19 protein-coding genes are annotated in these 20697 nt (G+C 74.8%); 9 read left to right on the top strand and 10 right to left on the bottom strand.

Going from position 1 to position 20697, the window contains the following annotated elements:
- Positions 1 to 118 precede the first annotated feature (118 nt).
- The 5 genes from ACZ6ZN_RS21830 to ACZ6ZN_RS21810 all read right to left on the bottom strand — a co-directional run bounded on the left by ACZ6ZN_RS21830 (position 119) and on the right by ACZ6ZN_RS21810 (position 6256).
- Positions 119 to 1222 carry a PucR family transcriptional regulator gene (locus tag ACZ6ZN_RS21830; RefSeq protein WP_398109051.1) on the bottom strand — a complete coding sequence of 368 codons (1104 nt, stop codon included), beginning with the start codon at positions 1220 to 1222 and terminating at the stop codon, positions 119 to 121.
- Positions 1209 to 2537 (bottom strand): cation:proton antiporter, encoded by a 1329-nt coding sequence (locus ACZ6ZN_RS21825; RefSeq protein WP_469648569.1) that lies wholly within the window; start codon positions 2535 to 2537, stop codon positions 1209 to 1211. The genes ACZ6ZN_RS21830 and ACZ6ZN_RS21825 overlap by 14 nt, the downstream gene beginning before the upstream one ends.
- Before the next feature lie 698 nt (positions 2538 to 3235).
- Positions 3236 to 4732, bottom strand: a complete 1497-nt coding sequence (locus ACZ6ZN_RS21820) for an SPFH domain-containing protein (protein WP_451875862.1) — start codon at positions 4730 to 4732, stop codon at positions 3236 to 3238.
- Positions 4733 to 4920: 188 nt separating this feature from the next.
- A complete protein-coding gene (locus ACZ6ZN_RS21815; protein ID WP_451875863.1) occupies positions 4921 to 5433 on the bottom strand; it encodes a hypothetical protein in 513 nt (170 codons plus the stop codon).
- Between the two features lie 148 nt (positions 5434 to 5581).
- Positions 5582 to 6256, bottom strand: coding sequence for a TetR/AcrR family transcriptional regulator (locus ACZ6ZN_RS21810; protein ID WP_469648566.1), 675 nt, complete (start codon positions 6254 to 6256; stop codon positions 5582 to 5584).
- Between the two features lie 115 nt (positions 6257 to 6371).
- Between ACZ6ZN_RS21810 and ACZ6ZN_RS21805 the strand changes: the two genes are divergently transcribed.
- The 5 genes from ACZ6ZN_RS21805 to ACZ6ZN_RS21785 all read left to right on the top strand — a co-directional run bounded on the left by ACZ6ZN_RS21805 (position 6372) and on the right by ACZ6ZN_RS21785 (position 11046).
- A complete protein-coding gene (locus tag ACZ6ZN_RS21805) occupies positions 6372 to 7406 on the top strand; it encodes a medium chain dehydrogenase/reductase family protein (protein ID WP_451875865.1) in 1035 nt (344 codons plus the stop codon).
- A 125-nt stretch (positions 7407 to 7531) separates the two neighbouring features.
- Positions 7532 to 7852 (top strand): GYD domain-containing protein, encoded by a 321-nt coding sequence (locus ACZ6ZN_RS21800; protein WP_451875866.1) that lies wholly within the window; start codon positions 7532 to 7534, stop codon positions 7850 to 7852.
- 77 nt (positions 7853 to 7929) lie between these two features.
- Positions 7930 to 9081 (top strand): sensor histidine kinase, encoded by a 1152-nt coding sequence (locus tag ACZ6ZN_RS21795; protein ID WP_469648562.1) that lies wholly within the window; start codon positions 7930 to 7932, stop codon positions 9079 to 9081.
- Positions 9078 to 9788, top strand: a complete 711-nt coding sequence (locus ACZ6ZN_RS21790; RefSeq protein WP_469648560.1) for a response regulator transcription factor — start codon at positions 9078 to 9080, stop codon at positions 9786 to 9788. The genes ACZ6ZN_RS21795 and ACZ6ZN_RS21790 overlap by 4 nt, the downstream gene beginning before the upstream one ends.
- 94 nt (positions 9789 to 9882) lie before the next feature.
- On the top strand, positions 9883 to 11046 hold the full coding sequence (locus ACZ6ZN_RS21785; RefSeq protein ID WP_469648558.1) for a serine hydrolase domain-containing protein: 1164 nt from the start codon (positions 9883 to 9885) through the stop codon (positions 11044 to 11046).
- Between the two features lie 11 nt (positions 11047 to 11057).
- Here ACZ6ZN_RS21785 and ACZ6ZN_RS21780 read toward each other — a convergent pair whose 3' ends face one another.
- The 3 genes from ACZ6ZN_RS21780 to ACZ6ZN_RS21770 form a co-directional block, all read right to left on the bottom strand.
- Positions 11058 to 11735: a response regulator transcription factor gene (locus ACZ6ZN_RS21780; protein WP_469648555.1), complete on the bottom strand. Its 678-nt coding sequence runs from the start codon at positions 11733 to 11735 to the stop codon at positions 11058 to 11060.
- Positions 11732 to 12967, bottom strand: a complete 1236-nt coding sequence (locus tag ACZ6ZN_RS21775) for a sensor histidine kinase (protein ID WP_469648553.1) — start codon at positions 12965 to 12967, stop codon at positions 11732 to 11734. The genes ACZ6ZN_RS21780 and ACZ6ZN_RS21775 overlap by 4 nt, the downstream gene beginning before the upstream one ends.
- A 122-nt stretch (positions 12968 to 13089) precedes the next feature.
- Positions 13090 to 15297 carry an MMPL family transporter gene (locus ACZ6ZN_RS21770; RefSeq protein ID WP_469648550.1) on the bottom strand — a complete coding sequence of 736 codons (2208 nt, stop codon included), beginning with the start codon at positions 15295 to 15297 and terminating at the stop codon, positions 13090 to 13092.
- Positions 15298 to 15644: 347 nt separating this feature from the next.
- On the opposite strand from ACZ6ZN_RS21770, the gene ACZ6ZN_RS21765 reads away from it, so the two are divergent.
- Positions 15645 to 15848: a cold-shock protein gene (locus tag ACZ6ZN_RS21765; RefSeq protein WP_003991681.1), complete on the top strand. Its 204-nt coding sequence runs from the start codon at positions 15645 to 15647 to the stop codon at positions 15846 to 15848.
- A 149-nt stretch (positions 15849 to 15997) separates the two neighbouring features.
- Positions 15998 to 17437, top strand: a complete 1440-nt coding sequence (locus ACZ6ZN_RS21760) for a DEAD/DEAH box helicase (protein ID WP_469648548.1) — start codon at positions 15998 to 16000, stop codon at positions 17435 to 17437.
- Positions 17438 to 17645: 208 nt separating this feature from the next.
- On the opposite strand, the gene ACZ6ZN_RS21755 is transcribed toward ACZ6ZN_RS21760, so the two are convergent.
- Entirely contained in the window at positions 17646 to 18572 is a 927-nt protein-coding gene (locus ACZ6ZN_RS21755) for an imine reductase family protein (protein WP_398109062.1), read from the bottom strand.
- A 52-nt stretch (positions 18573 to 18624) separates the two neighbouring features.
- On the opposite strand from ACZ6ZN_RS21755, the gene ACZ6ZN_RS21750 reads away from it, so the two are divergent.
- On the top strand, positions 18625 to 18975 hold the full coding sequence (locus tag ACZ6ZN_RS21750; protein WP_451875872.1) for a winged helix-turn-helix transcriptional regulator: 351 nt from the start codon (positions 18625 to 18627) through the stop codon (positions 18973 to 18975).
- A 152-nt stretch (positions 18976 to 19127) separates the two neighbouring features.
- Here ACZ6ZN_RS21750 and ACZ6ZN_RS21745 read toward each other — a convergent pair whose 3' ends face one another.
- A complete protein-coding gene (locus ACZ6ZN_RS21745; RefSeq protein ID WP_469648545.1) occupies positions 19128 to 19610 on the bottom strand; it encodes a MarR family winged helix-turn-helix transcriptional regulator in 483 nt (160 codons plus the stop codon).
- Positions 19611 to 19662: 52 nt separating this feature from the next.
- Between ACZ6ZN_RS21745 and pip the strand changes: the two genes are divergently transcribed.
- Positions 19663 to 20643 carry a prolyl aminopeptidase gene (gene pip / locus ACZ6ZN_RS21740; RefSeq protein WP_469648543.1) on the top strand — a complete coding sequence of 327 codons (981 nt, stop codon included), beginning with the start codon at positions 19663 to 19665 and terminating at the stop codon, positions 20641 to 20643.
- Positions 20644 to 20697: the final 54 nt, after the last annotated feature.

Raw genomic sequence — 20697 nt, 5'->3', positions numbered from 1 at the left:
CGAACCAGCCGAACCGGGCGACCCGGATGGCCCGGTCGAACCGGATGGCCCGGCCGTCCCGGAGCCCGGCGGCGGCACGGCGTCCCGGGCCCCCGGTTTGTTCGCTCCGTTCGCTCCGTCACGACTCGGGGACCGCCCCGCTCCACAGCTCCCTGGCCGGCCAGTCGAGCAGCCGGGCGCCGAGGACGGCCGTCTGAAGGGCGTAGCGGTGGTCGGGGTCGGTGGCGTCGTTGCCGGTCAGGCTGTGGATGCGCTCCAGCCGGTAGGTCAGCGCGCGCACGCTCAGCGACAGCTGCCGGGCGGCCGCCGCGGCCACGCACCCGGAGTCGAAGTACGCGCTGAGGGTGTCGAGCAGCGGCCGCGCCCCGCCGCGGGCCCGCTCCAGCGGCCCGAGCGTGTGCTGGACGAGGTCCATCAGGGCCTGCCGGTCCCGGGCGAGGACGGGGAAGACCAGCAGGTCGGCGGCGCGCAGTAGCGGGTCGTCGAATCCCATGCGCTGCGCGACGTCGAGGGCGTTGAGGGCTTCCTCGTAGCTGTGCCCGATGCCGACCGCGCCCTTGCGCGGCCGCCCCAGGGCGACCTGACCGGCCCCGGTGACGGCGTGCACGAGCCGGGCGAAGTGCGTGAGGACGTCCTCCTGGTCGCCGGGGGCGATGCACACCATGCGCCCGTCCTTGGTGGTGAACAGGATGCGGCGGTTCTCGAACCGGGCGAACAGCTCGCCCGCAATCTGCCGGGCGACAGGGTCGGTCTCGTCGCAGGGCTCCGGTGCCTCGGCCACGGCGACCGCGTGGGCGCGGGACAGGCGCAGCCCGAACCGCTCGGAGCGCGCGGCCAGTTGGCCCGGGTCGCCCCGCCCGTGCAGCAGGTCGTCGATGAACTCCCGCCGGGCGGCCTCCTCCTTGCGCACGACGATGCGCTGCGCGCGTTCGTAGCCGTCGGCGAAGGCGTCCACCGCCTGCTCGACGACGGCGAGGACGCTGTCCGGGTCGGCGGCCGGGGGACGGCAGGCCCGGCCGACGGCGAGATGGGCGCGCACCAGCGCCCGCCAGCCGTGCCCGGCCTCGGCCGCCCGGGCACCGAGGGCCCGGCGCGACTCGATCTCGTCGCGGGTCAGACGCCGGCCGGTGGCACAGGCGTCCCGCAGGATCTCCTCGAACCCGTCGAGGAAGACCTCGGCGGTCCCGGCGAGTTCCTGCCGCCCGGTGTCAGCGGTGCGCATGGACGACCTCCTGACCGGGCCCGGGCCGACGCCGGGCGGTGGCGTCCCCCTCGGGGGATCCGGGGGGCCCGGGGGGCGGATCAAACCCCGGGGCGGAGGCCGGGCCCGCGGTCCGGGCCGGTCCGGTCGTCGTGTCCGGGAGTGCCGTCCCGGGGGCCGGGGCGGGGCGGTGGGTCAGGCGCAGGGCGAGGGGTTCGGTCCAGCGGGCCGCGAGCGGGCCGAGGATCACCAGGATCAGGACGTAGGCGGTGGCCAGGGGGCCGACGCGGGGCTCGACGCCGACGGCGAGCCCGGCGATGACGATGGAGAACTCGCCGCGCGCGACGAGGGTGCCGCCCGCCCGCCAGCGGCCCCGCGCCGAGACGCCCGCCCGGCGGGCGGCCCAGTAGCCGGTGGCGATCTTCGTCAGGGTGGTGACGACGGCCAGCGCGAGGGCCGGCGCCAGCACGGGCGGGATGGCGCCGGGGTCGGTGTGCAGGCCGAAGAAGACGAAGAACACCGCGGCGAACAGGTCCCGCAGCGGGGTGAGGAGGCTGCTGGCGCCCTCGGCGACCTCACCGGACAGCGCGATGCCGACGAGGAACGCGCCGACGGCGGCGGAGACCTGCAACTGCTGGGCGAGGCCCGCCACGAGGAGGGTCAGTCCCAGCACGACCAGCAGGAGCATCTCGGCGTTGTCGGAGGAGACCGCGCGGCTGACCAGGCGGCCGTGACGCAGCGCCACGTAGAGGACGGCGCCCACGGTGCCGAGCGCGATGAGCAGGGTGACGGCGCCGCCCGCCAGGCTCACCCCGGCCAGCAGGGCGGTGAGGATCGGCAGGTAGACCGCCATGGCCAGGTCCTCCAGGACCAGCACGCCGAGGACGACGGGTGTCTCGCGGTTGCCGAGCCGGCGCAGGTCGCCGAGCACCTTGGCGATGACGCCGGAGGAGGAGATCCAGGTGACCCCGGCCAGGGCGACGGCGGCCACCGGTCCCCAGCCCAGCAGGAACGCCATGGCGGCGCCCGGGGCGGCGTTGAGGACGAAGTCGACGGCTCCGGAGGGGTATTGCGTCTTCAGGGTCGTGACGAGCTCGGAGGCGCTGTACTCCAGGCCGAGCAGGAGCAGCAGGAGGATGACGCCGATCTCGGCGCCGGTGGCGACGAACTCCTCGCTGGCCTGCAACGGCAGGATGCCGCCCTGGCCGAAGGCGAGTCCGGCCAGCAGGTACAGGGGTATGGGCGAGAGGCCCACGCGTCCGGCGAGGCGCCCGAGCAGGCCCAGGGCGAGGATGATGGCCCCGAGTTCGATGAGCAGGGCGGTGGTGTCGTGCACGGGCGTCTGACCTCCGTGATCGGGTCTGCGGCGTCTGTGCCGGGGCGGGTGGCGACGGCCGGGCGCGGGGCCGGGCGGCGCGCACCCCACCGCGGTGCGGCTGCGGCGGCGGCCGCGGGGCCGGTGGCGTGACCGGGGCTGCGGCCGGTGGGCGTGGGTGAGCGTCGGGCGGGCGGTGGGGTGTGCCGGGCGACGGTGGCGACGGGGCCGGGGGCGGCGTCCGGGACGCGGAGCCGGGACCGGCCGGGCACGGACCGGCCGGGCAGGTCCGGGGCGTCGCGGGGGCGTTCGGGCCGTGCCGTTCAGCGGGGCGGGCGGATCGCCGCGGCCGTCGCCGCCGGGGTGCGCGCCTCGGCCGAGGAAGAGCGGGTCACACGGCCCGGTCGGTATCGGGAACGCCGTCACGGGCGGCGTTGTGGACGCGTACGCGCATCACACGACCCATGTCACGCTCCCTCATCAGCCGGCCCGGGACCGGGCGACCACCTTGCGACGATGCGAACGAGCGGCCGGGCGACGGGGCGCGGCGGCGCTCAGCGGAGCACGAGGCTCGTGACGGAATCCTAGCGCACGTCAACGGACGGTGATCGTTCACGTGTTCTGCCAGAGGGCGGGTCCGGGGCCGGACGGGAGGCGCCGCCCCGCCCGGCGTGCGGGCGGGGAACGGCGCCTCGGTCCACTCCCGACGGGGTCGCGGGTCAGCCGGTGACGGCGTGGGCGCCGCCGTTGACCCTGCGGGTGACGCCCTGGAGCAGTTCGGCCAGGTCGACCCCGGTGGTGGAGCCGAGCAGTTCGATGCCCTGCGCCACGTTGTCGGCGACCGTGCGCGTCAACTGGCTCGCCCCGTCCGTGGAGATGACGGTCATCTTGTCCACGGCAGCGAGCGGTTCGGACGCCTTGGCCACCACCTGCGGCAGCACCTCCACCAGCATCTGCAGGACGGCCGCGTCGCCGTACTGCGCGAAGGCGTCGGCCTTCTTGCGCATCGCCTCGGCCTCCGCCGCGCCCCGGGCGCCGGTCGCCGCGGCCTCTGCCTCGCCCTCCAGCCGGACGGCCTCCGCGATCGCCGCGCGCCGGGACCGCTCGGCCTCGCCCTGCTTGAGGCCCTCCACGGCCTGGGCCTCGGCCAGCGCGCTGCGGCGCTGCTTCTCGCCCTCGCCGGTGAGCCGGGCCCGCTCGGCCTCCGCCTGGGCCGCGGCGATCTGGGCCAGCCGCTCGGCCTCGGCCTGCTTGACCCGGGCCACGCGCCGGGCCTCGGCCTCCTGCTCGGCCGCGTAGCGCTGGGCGTCGGCGGGCTTGCGGACCTGGGTGTCGAGCTGGCGGTCGGTCAGCGCGGCCTGCCGTTCGGCGACCTTCTCCTGCTCGGTGAGGATCTCCTGCTGCCGGGCCGCCTCGGCGAGGGGCCCGGCCGCGGCGGCACGGGCCGTGGCCTCGTCGGTCTCCGCCTTGATCTCCGCCTGCTTCAGGGAGAACGTCCGCTGGGCGACGGCGATCTCCTCCTCGGCCTTCAGCCGGGCCTGCTCGGCGGCCCGCCGGGCGACCGCCTCGGCGATGTCGGCCTCCTGCTTGGCCCGGGCGGCCTCGGGCCGGCCGAGGTCCTCCAGGTAGGAGCCCTCGGTGGTGATGTCCTGGATCTGGAAGGCGTCCAGGACGAGGCCCTGCCCCGACAGGCTGGCCTCGGCCTCCTCGGCGACCTGCCCGGCGAAGGCGGCCCGGTCGCGGATGATGTCCTCGACCGCCATCCGGCCCACGATCGCGCGCAGGGCGCCGGACAGCACCTCCTGGGTGAAGCCGACGATGCCGTCCTGCTGCATGAGGAACCGCTGGGCGGCGGCCCGGATGGAGTCCTCGCTGCCGCCGACCTTGACGATGGCGACGCCCTCCAGGTTGGCCTTCACCCCGCGCAGGGTGACCGCGCCGCGCACGGCGACGGGGATGTGCCGGGAGGACAGGTCGAGGGTGAACTTCTGCTGCACGAACGGCACGACGAAGACTCCGCCGCCGACCACGACCTTCTGGCCGCTGTTGTCGGTGAAGATCCGCCCGGTCTCCGGGTCGGTGGCCTTCTTGCCGCGCCGCCCGGTGACGATGAACGCCTCGCTGGGCCCGGCGACCTTGTACCGGCTGACGACGACCAGGGCGACGAGGACGAGGAGGACGACGACCCCCGCGACGGCTATGACGACAGAACTCATTCCGGGTCCCTTCGGCCCGCCCGTGTGGACGGTGATGACGATGAGCGGTGGGGATGGCGGTGCCGCGGCTCACGGCGGCAGGTGGTGCGGGGCGACGGACGGGACGCCCCGGCCGAGGTCGGCGAGTCCCGGTCCGCGGACGGGCCGGCCGATGATGTCCGGCGCCCGACGAGCGGGCCCGTCTCCGTCTACCGTTCGACGGCGCGCACGGTCACCGCGGTCGACGACAGCGCCTGCTCGACCCACACCTCGGCGCCGCGGGCGATCGGCACCGCGCTGCGGGCCGCGAGCTTGACGGGCTGCCCGGACAGCCGGACCAGCACCTCGCCGTAGCCGGCGGCCGGGATCGCGGTCACGACGGAGCCGCAGACGCCGACCAGGTCGTCGTCACGCGGTGCCGCGCCGGACCGGTCGTCCATCAGCACCCGCCCGAGGCGGTAGGCGAGCCAGCCGGTGACGGCACCGGCCGGTACCCCGACTCCGACCGCACCGGCCACGCCCCACCCGGTCGTCTCCAGCGCGATCGCCCCGGAGAAGCCGAGCATCGAGACGAAGGCGGCGACGACCGGCAGCGACAGCAGCCCGTCGAGTGCGTCGACGGCGTCGACGGCGCTGAGGAAGCCCTCGAGCACTCCGTCGAGGACCAGGGACAGCACGAGGAGGACGACCCCCGTGATACCGAGACCCAGAAACCAGGCCATGCGTTCTCACCGCCTCCCCGTGCGGTCCCTGCCCGCTCCCCCGTGGTGAACGCATGCTCACACGCCGGCGCGGCGGCGGACATTGCCCGATCCCGGCAACGTTCCCCCCGCCTTCCCTGCCGCCGGCGCCACCCGCCGGGGGTGCCGGTCAGGCGGTGCCGTCGGAGGACGATCCTTCGGTGAGGGCGTCGAGTTCGGTCTCGTAGAGGCGGGCCGGGTCGAAGCCCATGCCCGTGAAGTGGCCTGCCAGTTCGAGGGAGAGGACGCCGTGCAGACGGGTCCAGAAGGTCAGGGCGCGGTGGAGGACGGCGGGTGGGGCGGGGTGGTCGGCGGCCCAGTCGCGGTGGCCGGCGAGGTGGGCGTCGAAGGGGGTGCCCGGGCCGTCCCCCGGCAGCTTCGCGCAGGCGTCGAGCAGCGCCGCCATGACCTCGGAGGCGATCGCTGTGATGTCGTCGGGCGCGTGGTAGCCGGGGATCGGCGTGCCGTAGACGAGGAAGTAGCGCTGGGGGTCGGTCAGGGCCCACTCGCGCAGGGCGTGGGCGAGGACGGCCACGTCGGCGCCCCCGTCGGCGGCGGCTCCGCCGATCGTGTCGGCGAGGCTGCGGTAGGCGTCCCGGACGAGCTCGGTGATCAGTTCGTCCCGGCCGCCGAAGTAGCGGTAGAGGGCCGGGCCGCTCATGCCCATCTGCTTGGCGATCGCGTTCAGGGAGAGCGCGGACGCCCCCGCCGTGGCGATCTGCTCCCACGCGCGCTGCTTGATCTCCGCCCGGACCTGGGCGCGGTACCGCTCGCGGGGCGTCGTGCCCTTCTCTGCCTCCGTCATGGTTAGAGGCTATCACTCTCGTTATTGACACTCACTCCACGCCTGAGTTACAACCTCTAACGAACACAACAAGCAATAGCCCACCTCAGATCCGAGGCGCCGCACGGAGGCCGTCATGAACCCCACCGAGGAACTCGTCGAGATCGTCCTGCCGGGCAAGGTCGAACCCGAGGGACTGGCCATGAGGCGCGGTCCCGTGCCCGTCCCCGGCCCCGGGCAGGTCCTGGTCCGCACGGAGGCGACCGGCGTCTCCTTCGCCGAGCAGCAGATGCGGCGCGGCCGCTACTACGACCAGCCCCCGTTCCCGTTCGTGCCCGGCTACGACCTCGTCGGCACGGTCCTGACGGCCGGCGAGGGCGTCGATCCGGCGCTGGCCGGCACCCGGGTCGCCGCCCTGGTCAAGGTCGGCGGCTGGGCGAGCCACGTCCTGGTGGACGCGGCCGACGCGGTGCCGGTGCCCGACGGGATCGGGGCGGCGGAGGCCGAGACCCTGGTCGTCAATGGCGTCACCGCCTGGCAGATGCTGCACCGCAAGGCCCGCGTGCGGCCCGGCCACACCGTGGTCGTTTACGGGGCGAACGGGGGCGTCGGCTCGGTGCTGGTCCAGCTCGCTCTGGCGGCGGGGGCCCGGGTGATCGGCACGGCGTCCCCCCGCCACCACGAGGCCCTGCGCGCCCAGGCGGTGGTGCCCGTCGACTACCGCGCCGGCGACCTCGCCGCCCGGATCCGCGCCCTGGCCCCCGACGGCGTCGACGCGGTCTTCGACCATGTCGGCGGCCACGGCATCGTCGACTCCTGGCGGCTCCTCGCCCCCGGCGGCACGCTCGTCTCCTACGGCAGCGCCTCCACCCGGGACGCCGAGGGCTCCAGGCAGTGGCCCGTGCTCAAGCTGCTCGGGCGGGTGTGGCTGTGGAACGCGCTGCCGAACCGCCGCCGCGCGTACTTCTACAACGTCTGGGCCGGGCGGTCCCTGTCCCGCAACCGCTTCCGCGCCCGGCTGCACGCCGATCTCACGCAGGTGTTCGCCGCGCTGGAACGCGGCGAGGTCGGTGCGCGCATAGCCGCGCGGCTACCGCTCGACCGCGCGGCCGATGCCCTGCGGCTGGCCGAGTCCGGCACGGTCGCCGGGAAGGTCGTCCTCGTCCCGTAGCGCGCGCCGCCGCGCCCGGCCATGCGGGGCCGGCGGGTGAATTGCGGGGTCGGGGGGTGAGCGGCGGCGAGGGGACGGGGAAAGGTGGGGCGTACCGCACCTTCGACGGGCAGGACGGTCCCCCCATGCCGAAGTTCCTCATCCAGGCCACCTACACGTCCGAGGGCACCAGGGGGCTGCTCCGGGAGGGCGCGAGCGGCCGGCGCGACGCCGTCGAGCAGGTCGTGACCGGACTCGGCGGCCGCCTCGAGGCGATGTACTTCACCTTCGGGGGCGACGACGTCGTGCTCGTCGTGGACTTCCCCGACGCCGTCTCCATGGCCGCCGTCAGCCTCACGGTCAAGGCAAGCGGCGCCCTGCGCACCCGTGCCACCCCTCTCCTCTCCCTCGACGAGATCGACGAGGCCACCCGCCGCCAGGTCACCTTCCGCGCACCCGGGGCGTGAACCGGCGCCGTCCCGTTACGGTGTGAGCGGCCGGCACGGAACGGGGGTCGTGACAGGTGACGGGTGCACGGGACGGGATGCGTGGGTGGTGGCAGCGGGGACGGGCCCTGGCCGCGACGCATCCGCTGCTCGTCGACATCGGGGTCGCGCTGCTCGTCCAGGGCGCCATGACCATGCCGTTCGTGGTGCCGCGGGACGCCGGTCTGCCCCCGGCGACCTGGGGCGCCTACGGGCTGAGCACCCTCACCGTCGTACCGCTGGTGTGGCGGCGGCGGGCGCCCCTGACCGTGCTGTTCGCGGTGCTGGCCGCCAACGCGCTGTACCGGCTGACCATGGAGGGTCCCGGGCAGCCCCTGCCGTACACCGCGCTCGTCGTCGCGTACACGGTCGCCGTCCTCTCGCCCGCGCGCACGCGTGCCGTCGCCGCGTCGGCGCTGGCCGCGGCCGTGCCCGTGGGCGTCTGGTTCAACACCCGCTCCGCGCGCGAACTGACCTTCTCCTTCTTCGTCCTGGCCGCCGCCTACGCCTTCGGCCGTCTCACCGACACCCGGCAGCGGGCGCACCGCGTGGAGGCCGAGCGGGCCGCCGCCCGTGAACGCGCCCGCATCGCGCGGGAGATGCACGACGTCCTGTCCCACGCCGTGAGTCTGATGATCGTGCAGGCGGAGGCCGGACCGGTGGCGGTACGGGCCGCGCCCGAGCGGGCCGAGGCCGCCTTCGACGCCATCTCCGCCACCGGGCGCGAGGCCATGGCGCACCTGCGCGGGATGCTGGGCGTCCTGCGCGACGGCGACGACCCGGACGGCTCCCCGCGCTCGCCCCAGCCCGGCCTCGCCGACCTGCCCGCCCTGCTGGACCGCGTCCGGGGCAGCGGACTGGACGTGGTGCGCGAGACGGCCGGGGACGTGCGCGCGTTGCCCGAGCCGGTCGGCGCCACCGTCTACCGGGTGGTGCAGGAGGCCCTCACCAACGCCGTCCGGCACGCTCGTGCGCACACCGCGACCGTCCGGCTGGCCTACGGGGCGTGCGACGTCGAGGTGCGGGTGACCGACGACGGCCGCGGGCCGCGCGGGACCGGCACCGGCGGGCACGGCCTGGCCGGGATGCGGGAGCGGGCGGCGGCCCACGGGGGCAGTGCCGTCACCGGGCCGGGTCCCGACGGGCGCGGCTTCGAGGTCCGGGTCCGGATCCCGGCGCCGGCGCCCACCGCCGTGGAGGCGGGACGATGACCCTGCGCGTGGTCGTCGCCGACGACCAGGAACTCGTGCGCAGCGGCTTCGCGATGATCCTGGACGCGCAGCCGGACATCGAGGTCGTCGCGGAGGCGGGTGACGGCGCCGGGGCGGTCGACGCGGTACGGCGGCACGCGCCCGACGTGGCGCTGCTGGACATCCGGATGCCGCGCATGGACGGCATAGCGGCCTGCCGTGCGATCAGCGCGGCGGGCGGCTGCCGGACCGTCATGCTGACGACGTTCGACTCCGACGAGTACGTCTACGAGGCGCTGCACGCGGGCGCGAGCGGCTTCCTGCTCAAGGACGTCCGGCGGGACGACCTGGTGCACGCGGTGCGGGTGGTCGCCCGGGGCGATTCGCTGCTCGCGCCCTCGGTGGCCCGGCGCCTGGTGGAGCAGTACACCCGGCCCGCCGCTCGGCCCCGGCGGCCCGACCCCCGGCTGGACGCGCTGACCGGCCGGGAGCGGGAGACGCTGCTGCTGCTCGCGCGGGGGCTGTCGAACGCCGAGATCGCCGCCGCCCTGGTGGTCAGCGACCACACCGTGAAGACGCATGTCGGCAATGTGCTGGCCAAACTCGGGCTGCGCGACCGGATCCAGGCCGTGATCTGCGCCTACGAGACCGGCCTGGTCACGGCCGGGGATCCCCCGCCCGGTGGATCCGGCGGGAGCGGTCCCTCCCCCTCTCCGGCGAGGAGGTGACCGGCCGGGACCGCCCGCAGGGGTGATCCGCGGCGGACCGCCGCCGCACAGGATGGAGACGTCCCCAACACCCGCCTTCCGCAACGGAGTTGCCGTGAACGTCCGCATCGTCCTGCTCGCCGCGCTCGTCGCCGGAGCGGTGGCGGGGCCGTCCGCCCTGCCGGCCGCCGCATCCGCCCCCGCCCCCGCCGCCGTGGCACCCGCCCCGGCCCCGTACCCCACCCTGGAGGGCGCCCTCGCCGGGCTGCCCGACGGCGACGCGACGGCGGCGCTCGTCCGGGTCGGCGGCAAGGAGGGTGTCCGGCGGGGCAGTGCGGGGGTGCACGACCTGCGGACCATGCGTCCGGCCGATCCCGCCGGGAGGTTCCGCGCCGGATCGGTGACCAAGGTGTTCACCGCGGCGGTCGTCCTGCAACTGGCCGCCGAGAGGAAGCTGGAGCTCGGCCGCAGCGTCCGCTCCTACCTGCCCGGCCTGGTGCCGGCGGCGTACCGGGGCGTCACCGTGCGGCAGTTGCTCGACCACACGCACGGCATACCGGCCGCCGACGGGCCCGGCGGCACGGTGGAGGAGTGGTACGCGAACCGCTTCCGGATCCACGACCCCCAGGAGACCGTCCGCTCGGCGCTGGCGAAGAAGCCCGAGTTCGCGCCGGGCGAGCGGCAGCACTACCTCAACATCGGCTACACCCTCGCCGGTCTCCTCGTCGAGCACGTCACCGGGGACACCTACGAGCACCAGGTGGCCCGCCGGGTGCTCCGGCCACTGGGGCTGCGGGACACGTACTTCCCCGGGGCGGACCCGCGCATCGCCGGACCGCACAACCACGGTTACCAGAGGATGCGCCTCGACGACGGCACGACCGGGCTGCGTGACGTGACCGTGTGGGGCGCCACGGACGCCTGGGCCGCCGGGGACATCGTCTCGACCACCGCCGACCTGGAGCGGTTCACCACCGCCCTCTTCCGTGGGCGGGTCGTGCGGGGGCCGATGCTGCGCGAGATGTTCACGCTGCCCCGCGTCACCGACGTCACGACCGGCAGGCCCGCCGCCTACTCCGCCGGGCTGTCGAGGACGGTGCTCGGCGGCCGGGAGGTGTGGGGCAAGACGGGTGGCCGCTGGGGGTACAGCACGGCGATCGCCTCCACCCGCGACGGAGCGCGCACCCTCGTCTACAGCGTCAACTCCACCGACGCCAAGGGACAGGGCATGAACCCGGTGGCGGAGAACATCATGGTGGCGGTCTACGGCAGGCCGTGACACCACAGCGCTCAGTTCGGGGGTGCCGCCCGGACCAGGCCCGTCTGGTAGGCGATGACGACCAGCTGGGCGCGGTCGCGGGCGCCGAGTTTGGTCATGGCGCGGTGGATGTGGGTGCGCACGGTCAGCGGGCTGACGGTCAGGTCGTCGGCGATCTCGGCGTTGGAGCGGCCCTCCGCGGCCAGGGCCATGACCTCCCGTTCGCGCGTGGTGAGGTCGGCGAGGCGCTCGGGGGGTGCCATGTGGGTGCCGGGGGCGGGGGCGGTGAGGAAGCGGGTGATGAGGGAGCGGGTCGCGCCGGGTGACAGCAGGGCCTCGCCGGAGGCGACCGTGCGCAGGCCGCTCAGCAGGGTGTCGGCGGTGACGTCCTTGCCGAGGAAGCCGCTGGCGCCGGCGCGCAGGGCCTGGGCGACGTAGTCCTCCGTCTCGAAGGTGGTCAGGATGAGCACGCGGGTCGCGGACAGCTCCGGGTCCGCGCACAGCACGGAGGTCGCCGTCAGCCCGTCGGTGCCCGGCATGCGGATGTCCATCAGCACGATGTCCGGGCGGTGGGCCCGGGCCAGCTCGACCGCCTCGGCCCCGTCGGAGGCCTCGGCGACCACCTCCATGTCGGGGCAGGAGTCGACGAGGATCCGGAAGGTGGCCCGCAGCAGGGCCTGGTCGTCGGCGAGCAGCACCCTGATGGTCATGCGGGGGTGGTTCCTTCCACGAGGCGGGCGGCGGGCGGCAGCGGCAGCGCGGTGGCCACCTCGAAGCCGCCCTGGGGCCGGGGCCCCGCGCACAGTTCACCGCCGATGGACCGGGCCCGTTCGCGCATCCCCACCAGGCCGAAGCCGCGCCCCGTGGCCTCCGGCCTCCCGGCGCCCTCGTTGGTGACGGTGATCAGCAGGCGGGAGCCGGTGTAGGCGAGGCGGACGTGGGCGTCGTCGTCCGCGGCGTGCTTGCTGACGTTGGTGAGCGCCTCCTGCACGATCCGGTACGCCGTCAGGTCCACGCCCGGGGACAGCGGCTGCGGCTCGCCGTCGGTGGTGACCGTGACGCGCAGGCCCGCCGACCCGAACGCGGAGACCAGCTCGGGCAGCCGGGACAGACCCGGCGACGGTTCGAGGCCCGCCGGGCCGGACGTCTCGCCGTCGTCGCGCAGCAGGCCGAGGGCCGCCTTCAGCTCCCGCAGCGCGGAGGACGTCGTACCGGTCAGGTCGGTGAGGATCTTGCGGGTCTGCTCGGGGTGGGTGCGGGCCAGGTGTGCGGCGGTGCCGGCCTGGGCGTTGGCCAGGGCCATGTGGTGGGCGACGACGTCGTGCAGCTCCCGGGCGATGCGCACCCGCTCCTCGGTGACCCGCAGCCGGGCCTCCTCCTCCCGGGTGCGCTCGGCGTGCTCGGCCCGGGCCTGCACGGACGCGAGGTGGGCGCGCCGCGCCTGGGTGCCCTGCCCGGCGGCGAGGGGCAGCATCAGCCAGAAGAACGGGCCGATGGTCCGCAGCAGCAGCGACAGGTGGTTCATGGAGTCGGCGAACACGGCGGCCACGATCACCGCGACGAGGGTGGTGACGCCGTACGCGCGCGTGGTCCGCGCATCGGTGGAGGCGGCCAGCCAGTACAGCGCCGCCATGACCGGCGCCAGCAGCAGCGGGGTGATCAGGTAGCCGAAGGCGACCGCGACGACCGTGCACAGCGTGGTGACGACGACGCCGGTGCGCGGGTAGGCGCGGTGCTTCAGCAGGGCGAGGCAGGAGACGACCATGAGGACGGTGGCGGCCTCGTCCCGGTCCGGCGGGTTCGTGCCCGGCAGGGTGAGCGAGCCGCCGTACGCGGCGCAGCCCATCAGCGCGAGCACCGTCGTCAGGTCGACGAGGAAGGCGTGGCGGTCGGTGAACTCGCCGAGGCGATCCGCGTAGCGCCGCTCCGGGGTGAGGATCATGGGGTTCTCCGGGTGGGTGGGCCGACGACCATCGTGGCCGCCCGCGGGCGCGCCCGCCCGGTGACCGCCCGTGTCCTTCGCCACGGGCGGCCCGGGCAGGGCCGAGGAGCGGCCGGTCCGCCTCAGGTGCGGGCCGGCTCCGGTTCCGGCGCGCTGTCCGCGGCCGGTCCGGCGGGCGCCCGGCCGAGCGCCTCGCCCTCCACGTCGACGCGGGGCAGGATCCGGTCCAGCCACGCCGGCAGCCACCACGCCCTGTCGCCGAGCAGGGCCAGGACGGCCGGCACGATCGCCATGCGGACCACGAAGGCGTCGAAGAGGACGGCCGAGGCGAGCCCGAAACCGATCATCTTGATCATGGAGTCGCTCTCGCCGACGAACCCGGCGAACACCGCGATCATGATGAGGGCCGCGGCCACGACCACCCGGGCGCTGTGCCGGAAGCCGGTCGTGACGGCCCGGCCGGGCGAGGCGCCGTGCACGTACGCCTCCCGCATCCGGGAGACGAGGAACACCTCGTAGTCCATCGCCAGGCCGAAGACGATGCCCACCAGGAAGATCGGCATCAGGCTCATGATCGGGCCGGTCTGCTCCACGCCGAGGAGTCCGGCGCCGTGCCCCTGCTGGAACACCACGACGACCGCGCCGAGGGAGGCCAGCACCGACAGCAGGAAGCCCACCGCCGCCTTCAGCGGGACGAGCAGGGACCGGAAGACCACCATCAGCAGCACGATGGCCAGACCGACCACGACCACCAGGTACGGCACCAGCGCGGCCTGCACCTTCGCCGCGATGTCGATGTTCATGGCGGTGGTGCCGGTGATCTCGTAGCTCGCGCCGGTGGCGGACTCGATGCCGGGGCGCTCGTCCCGGATCGTCGTCACCAGGTCCTCGGTCCTCGGGTCGGTGGGCGCGGTGGCGGGCACGACCGACAGGACGGCGGTGTCCCCGCTCCGGTCGAACCGGGCCGGCGAGACGGTCACCACGCCCTCGGTGGAGCCGATCTCCCGGGCGACCCTGGCGGCGGCGCCCTGGGGGTCGGCGGCGTCCCGGGCGTCCACGACGACGGTCAGCGGCCCGTTGAAGCCCGGCCCGAAGCCCTCGGCGAGCGCGTCGTAGGCCCGTCGTTCGGTGGCCGAGGTGGGCTTGGCCTCGTCGCCGGGCATGCCCAGCTGCAGATCGGCCGCGGGCAGGGCGAGCGCGCCGAGGCCCACGACGCCGAGGAGCAGCACGGGTATCGGCCGGCGCAGCACCAGGGAGGCCCAGCGGGTGCCGCCGTTCGCCCGGCCGTCCTGCCCGGTGCGGCCGCCGCGGCGGGAGCGCCTGCTCAGCACGGCGTCGGGCCACAGGCCGAGGAACGCCGGGACGAGGGTCAGGGCGACCAGCACGCCGACGACGACCGCGCCCGCGGCGGCCAGTCCCATCCTGGTGAGCATCGGGATGCCGACCACCGCCAGCCCGGCCAGGGCGATGACGACGGTCAGACCGGCGAACACCACGGCGGAGCCGGCCGTTCCGACGGCGGTCGCGGCGGCCTCCTGCGGGGCGCGCCCCCGGGCACGTTCCTCGCGGTAGCGGGAGACGACGAACAGGGCGTAGTCGATGCCGACGGCCAGCCCCAGCATCATCGCCAGGGTCCCGGTCGTGGTGGACAGACCCAGGGCATCGGACAGGGCGAGGATCGTGGCCATGCTGACGCCGACACCGGCGACGGCGGTCAGCAGCGGCAGCCCGGCGGCGGCCAGGGAGCCGAAGGTGACGAGGAGCACGACGGCGGCGATGGCGACGCCGATCACCTCGGCGGAGCCGCCCGGCCCGCCCTCGGTGGCGAGCGCGTCGCCGCCGGCCTCCACGGTCAGCCCCGAGTCCCGGGCCCGCTCGACGGCCCGTTCCAGGTGGGCGCGGCTGGCGTCGGTGAGGTTCCCCGCCCCGACCTCGTAGGTGACGGTCGCGAAGGCGGTCGAGCCGTCCCGGCTGACCGTCTTCGCCCGGAACGGGTCGACGGCGCTCGCGACCTGGGCGCCGTCGCCGAGATCCCGTACGGCCTTCTCGACGGCCTGCCGGTGCTCGGCGGCGGTCACCTTCTCCCCGCCCGGGGCGATGAACACCACCCGGGCGGTCGCGCCGTCGGCCGTCGTGCCCGGGAAGCGCTCCTCGAGCAGGTCGTAGGCCTGCTGGGACTCGATGCCGGGCATCGAGAACTCCTCCTCGGCGGGTCCCGGCGCCTTCAGGGCGCCCAGTCCGACGGCGGCCAGGACGGCCGCCCAGACCAGGACGACGGACCAGCGTCGCCGGAAGGCCAGACGGCCCACGCGATACAGGAATTCAGCCACGGCAGAAGGTCTCCACATCCGGTGTCGATCGTCCGCCCAGCCTGTCCGCTCGCCCGCCGTCCCGTCGTCGTGCGGCTGCCGACAATCCGCGGTACTCGAAACGCAGTAGGGGCGGGGCTGCGGATCAGCCTCGGGTACGACAAACCCGGGCCATGTGCCGACGCCTGTGCTACCTTCGATGGCGTTGCAGTTTTGGTTCCCAGAGACTTCGAGTGCTCTTTCGACCTCCGTCGACGAGCACTCTTTTTGTTTCCGAGGATTTTCGGATCTCTCCACAGGGTGATCATTTCGGCGACTACGGGTCCGCGAGGTGCGGATCTGAGTACTGCCCCTCAAGGGAGATTCCTATGGCTACCGGCACCGTGAAGTGGTTCAACTCGGAAAAGGGCTTCGGCTTCATCGAGCAGGAGGGTGGCGGCCCCGACGTCTTCGCCCACTACTCGAACATCGCCACCTCGGGCTTCCGTGAGCTCCAGGAAGGCCAGAAGGTGACCTTCGACGTCACGCAGGGCCAGAAGGGCCCGCAGGCCGAGAACATCGTTCCCGCCTGACGCTGACGCGCATGCCCTGACCGGGGCCCGCACCCCTGCGGTGCGGGCCCCGGTTCTTTTCCGTCCGTTCCGGCTCGCTCTTGCGAATCCGCGGCCCTCAGGCGCCGTCGCGCATTCCCCGATACGTGCCGCATCGAGGAAGGCCTTCCATGGACCGCACCGCTCGCAGGAACAACCCCTCCCGCTCCCGGGACCACGGGCACCGCACCCGCAAGAACACCGGCCGCGCCCCCGCGCCCCGCTCCGGCGGCGGCGGTGGCCGCCGCCCGGCCGCCGGCCGGGAGTTCGCCCCGCCCGTCACCGTCACCCCGGCGCTCCCGGCCGTCGAGGCGTTCGCCGACCTCGACCTGCCCGCGCCGCTGCTCACCGCACTGGCCGCCGAGGGCATGACCGAGCCGTTCCCCATCCAGGCGGCGACCCTGCCGAACTCGCTGGCCGGCCGGGACGTCCTGGGCCGCGGCCGCACCGGCTCCGGCAAGACGCTGGCCTTCGGCCTGGCCCTGCTGGCCCGGCTCGACGGCCGTCGCGCCGAGCCGCGCCAGCCGCTGGCGCTCGTCCTGGTGCCCACGCGCGAACTGGCCCAGCAGGTCACCGACGCCCTCACCCCGTTCGCCCGCGCGCTGCGCCTGCGGCTCGCCACGGTGGTCGGCGGTCTGTCGATCGGCCGGCAGGCGCACGCCCTGCGCTCCGGCGCCGAGGTCGTCGTCGCCACGCCCGGTCGCCTGAAGGACCTCCTGGACCGGGGCGACTGCCGGCTGGACCAGGTCGGCACGACCGTCCTGGACGAGGCCGACCAGATGACCGACATGGGCTTCATGCCGCAGGTCACCGCGCTGCTGGACCAGGTGCGCCCCGGGGGCCAGCGGATGCTGTTCTCGGCCACGCTGGACCGCAACGTCGACAAGCTGGTCCGGACCTACCTGCACGACCCGGTGGTGCACTCGGTCGACCCGTCCGCCGGCGCGGTCAGCACGATGGAGCACCACCTGCTGCACGTGGAGGACGACGACAAGCACGCCACGACGACCCGGATCGCCGCCCGCGACGGCCGGGTGATCATGTTCCTGGACACCAAGCACGCCGCCGACCGGCTGGCGAAGAAGCTGCTGGCGGTCGGTGTGCGGGCCTCGGCGCTGCACGGCGGCAAGACCCAGTCCCAGCGCACCAAGACCCTGGAGCGCTTCAAGGACGGGCACGTCACGGTCCTGGTGGCGACCAACGTGGCGGCGCGCGGCATCCACGTCGACAACCTCGACCTGGTCGTCAACGTCGACCCGCCCGGTGACCACAAGGACTACCTGCACCGGGGCGGCCGCACGGCCCGGGCCGGTGAGTCCGGCACGGTCGTGACGCTGGTCCTGCCGCACCAGCGGCGCGAGATGAACCGGCTGATGGCCGACGCGGGCATCGCCCCGCAGGTCACGCGGGTCCGTCCGGACGAGGCCGAGCTCAGCCGCATCACCGGCGCGCGGGAGCCGTCCGGCGTGCCGGTCGTCCTCACCCCGCCGCCCGCCGAGAACCGCCCCGCCCGCACGGGCTCCGGCCAGGGCCCCCGCCGCGGCGGCCCCTCCCGCCGCCGCCGCCGCTGACACCGGCTCTGGGCCGGTGAACCACCCGGGCTGCCCGGGCGGCTCGCGCGTGACGCGGATCAGCCGCCAGGCCGAGCCGCCGCATGCCGACCGGGGCCCGGGGGCAGGCCGCCGGACCCCTGCCGGGGCACCCTCGACCGTGGGCCGGGTCCGGGTCCGGGTCCGGGTGTGCCGCCCGGCGTTCACAGAGGGGAAGGCGGCTCCGCCGTCATCGGCGGCCGATGACCTCCGCGATGCGGAGGAAGCCGTCCTCGCCGTGGCCGAGACCGACCGCGCGGCGGGCCATGCCCTCGGCCGCGCGCATGACGCCCGCGTCGATGCCGTGCGACTCGGAGACGTGCACGATGTGGGCCATCGACGACACGGCCGAGGTCAGCGGGTTGCCCTCGCCGCTGTACGTGCCGGCGTCGGCGTCCGCGGCGGTCTGCGCGAACACCGGCGGCAGGATCGCGCCGATCCCCTGCGCGAACGGCGCGAGTTCGCCCGCGGTGACGCCCTCCGCCCGGGCCACCGCCACCGCGTGCGCGTACCCCGCCATCGCCGTCCAGAAGATGTCCAGCAGGGCGATGTCGTAGGCGGCGGCCCGGCCCACGTCCTCACCGAGATGCGTGTGGCTGCCGCCCAGCGCCCGCCGCACGGGGGCCGTTTCCTCGTAGAGGTCCGACGGTCCGCTGTACAGCAGGACCGCGTCGGCCGTGCCGATGGTGTCGGTCGGCGTCATGATCGCGCCGTCGAGGTAGCGGATGCCGTGGGCGGCGGCCCAGGCGGCGGTGTCGCGGGCCCGGGCCGGGGTGTCGGCGGTCAGGTTCACGACCGTACGGCCCCGGAGCGCGGCGGCGGCCCCGGCCTGGCGCAGGACGGCGTCGGCGGCGTCGTAGTTCACCACGCAGACGATGGTCACGGCACTGGCCGCCACCGCCTCCGCCACCGACGCGGCACCCTGCGCGCCCCGCTCGACGAGGTCCTTGTCCCGGCCCGGGGTGCGGTTCCAGACCGTGGTGCGCAGACCCGCGGCCAGGAACGCCCCGGCCAGGGCCCGGCCCATCGGCCCGAGACCGAGGACCGTGACGGCGGCGGGGGCATCGGGCCGGGCGCCGGAATGCGCGGGGGAGGCGGACGTGCTGTACGTGGACACGGAGGAACTCCTCGGGAATCACGGAACGGAACGAACGGGAGACGGGGTCCGGATGACGCGACGACGCCAGGACACGGACGTGTGCGGAGTGACCGCCGCGATCGGGGTGATCGACGGCAAGTGGAAGACGGCCCTGCTGTGGCTGCTGGAGTCGGGCCCGCACCGGCCCGCGGAACTGCGCCGGAAGCTGCCCGGGCTCACCGAGAAGGTGCTGACCGAGGCGCTGCGGGAGATGGAGGCGGACGGGCTGGTGCACCGGCAGGTGTACGACGTGCTGCCGCCGAAGACCGTCTACTCCCTGACCGGGTTCGGCCGTGAACTCTCCGAGGCGCTGGCCCCGTTGGCCGACTGGGGCCACCGCCGCCTGGAGCGGCTCACCGGCTCCGGCCGGCCGGTTGCCTGAGCGGTGTCCGCCTCCTTCCCCGATCGTGTCGCCCCTGCCGCCGGACGCCCCTCACCAGCTTCCCCGGACGGCCGCACGCTGCCCAGTACGCACAAAAAAGTGGGTGGGGCCGGCCCCGCGGCACCGGGGTGCTCCGAACGGCAGGCGCCGGGTCACCCGCGCCGCTCCCGCGCGGAGGCGAGGCGCTCGCGGAACGGGCGGCGGGTCACCGCCTCCACCGTCTCCGTCAGCACCCGGGCCAGCGGCACGGACAGTTCCGCGTCCAGTTCCGCCATCGCCGCCGCCGTCGCCTCCCACTCCTCCTCGATCCGCGGCAGGAGTTCCCGGGCCCTGGCGGTGAGGACGACCAGCCGGCGGCGCGCGTCGGAGGGGTCCGGGGTGTGGGTGACCAGGCCCGCCCGGGCCATCTGCGCGGCCGTCTGGCTCGCCGCCGAGTGCGTGACGCCCATCGCTCCCGCCAAGTCCCCCACGGACAGGGGGCCTTCGCTCACCAGGGCCCGGACCGCCGGGGAGAAGCGAGGGCGGTACTCGGGAACGCCCTGCTCCGCGTAGACCTCGGCCACGCCGCCGTCGAGCAGTTCCAGGACATGGCGCAGCAGCGTGCCGACGGCGGAGGGGCCGGGGTGACCGGTCATGCTGTTAATCTAACAGCGCTGTCAGATCTGCGGTCGGGCGGAGGGGGAAGGCGTGAGCGGGGAGCTCCATCCTCTCGTCGAGCCGTACGAGCAGGGCATGCTCGACGTCGGCGACGGCAACCTCGTCCACTGGGAGACGTGCGGCAACCCGGCGGGCAAGCCCGCCCTGGTGCTGCACGGCGGGCCCGGGTCGGGGGCGGGGCCGCTCTGGCGCCGGCTGTTCGACCCGCGGACGTACCGGATCGTGCTGTTCGACCAGCGCGGCTGCGGCCGCAGCACCCCCGACGCCGCCGACCCGGCGACCTCGCTCGCCACCAACACCACGCCCCACCTCGTCGCCGACATCGAGCGGCTGCGCCGTCACCTCGGCATCGACACCTGGCTCGTCCTCGGCGGCTCCTGGGGCGTGACCCTCGCCCTCGCCTACGCCCAGCGGCACCCGGGCGCCGTCTCCGAGATGGTGCTGTTCAGCGTCACGAACACCACCCGCCGTGAAGTGGAGTGGGTGACACGGGACATGGGGCGGATCTTCCCCGCCGAGTGGGCCCGGTTCCGGGACGCCGTCCCCGCGGCGGAGCGCGACGGCAGCCTGGTGGACGCCTACGCCCGGATGCTCGCCGACCCCGACCCCGTCGTACGGGAACGGGCCGCGCGGGAGTGGTGCCGGTGGGAGGACGTGCACGTGTCCACCGACCCCGGGCACCGGCCCGACCCCCGCTTCGAGGACCCGCGTTTCCGGATGCGCTTCGCCCGGCTCGTCACGCACTACTGGCGGCACGCCGCGTTCCTGGACGACGGAGTGCTCCTGCGCGACGCGGGGAGGCTCGCCGGCATCCCCGGTGTGCTGATCCACGGCCGGCTGGACATCAGCGGGCCGGCCGACGTCGCCTGGCGGCTGGCGCAGGTCTGGCCGGACGCCGAGCTGGTGCTGATCGGCGGCGAGGGGCACGGCCTGTCCGGCGGCGGCACGACCCGGGCCGTGCTGGAGGCCACCGACCGCTTCGGCGGCCGGAGTTCGTCCCTCCGCGGGTGACCGGCGGCTCAACTCCGGTCAGGTGCTGTGCAGATAGCGCACAGGAGTCGCCGG

The sequence above is a fragment of the Streptomyces sp. NPDC053665 genome (assembly GCF_055585285.1).
This window is presented reverse-complemented; position numbering and strand designations above follow the sequence as displayed.

Excerpts from the sequence above, each read along its gene's own strand:
- ACZ6ZN_RS21830 (WP_398109051.1), bottom strand. The coding sequence starts at position 1,222 with ATGCGCACCGCTGACACCGGGCGGCAGGAACTCGCCGGGACCGCCGAG.
- ACZ6ZN_RS21760 (WP_469648548.1), top strand. The coding sequence starts at position 15,998 with ATGGACCGCACCGCTCGCAGGAACAACCCCTCCCGCTCCCGGGACCAC.
- ACZ6ZN_RS21820 (WP_451875862.1), bottom strand. The coding sequence starts at position 4,732 with ATGAGTTCTGTCGTCATAGCCGTCGCGGGGGTCGTCGTCCTCCTCGTC.
- ACZ6ZN_RS21775 (WP_469648553.1), bottom strand. The coding sequence starts at position 12,967 with ATGATCCTCACCCCGGAGCGGCGCTACGCGGATCGCCTCGGCGAGTTC.
- ACZ6ZN_RS21800 (WP_451875866.1), top strand. The coding sequence starts at position 7,532 with ATGCCGAAGTTCCTCATCCAGGCCACCTACACGTCCGAGGGCACCAGG.
- ACZ6ZN_RS21795 (WP_469648562.1), top strand. The coding sequence starts at position 7,930 with ATGCGTGGGTGGTGGCAGCGGGGACGGGCCCTGGCCGCGACGCATCCG.
- ACZ6ZN_RS21805 (WP_451875865.1), top strand. The coding sequence starts at position 6,372 with ATGAACCCCACCGAGGAACTCGTCGAGATCGTCCTGCCGGGCAAGGTC.
- ACZ6ZN_RS21765 (WP_003991681.1), top strand. The coding sequence starts at position 15,645 with ATGGCTACCGGCACCGTGAAGTGGTTCAACTCGGAAAAGGGCTTCGGC.
- ACZ6ZN_RS21810 (WP_469648566.1), bottom strand. The coding sequence starts at position 6,256 with ATGACGGAGGCAGAGAAGGGCACGACGCCCCGCGAGCGGTACCGCGCC.
- ACZ6ZN_RS21790 (WP_469648560.1), top strand. The coding sequence starts at position 9,078 with ATGACCCTGCGCGTGGTCGTCGCCGACGACCAGGAACTCGTGCGCAGC.
- ACZ6ZN_RS21750 (WP_451875872.1), top strand. The coding sequence starts at position 18,625 with ATGACGCGACGACGCCAGGACACGGACGTGTGCGGAGTGACCGCCGCG.
- ACZ6ZN_RS21745 (WP_469648545.1), bottom strand. The coding sequence starts at position 19,610 with ATGACCGGTCACCCCGGCCCCTCCGCCGTCGGCACGCTGCTGCGCCAT.
- ACZ6ZN_RS21780 (WP_469648555.1), bottom strand. The coding sequence starts at position 11,735 with ATGACCATCAGGGTGCTGCTCGCCGACGACCAGGCCCTGCTGCGGGCC.
- ACZ6ZN_RS21815 (WP_451875863.1), bottom strand. The coding sequence starts at position 5,433 with ATGGCCTGGTTTCTGGGTCTCGGTATCACGGGGGTCGTCCTCCTCGTG.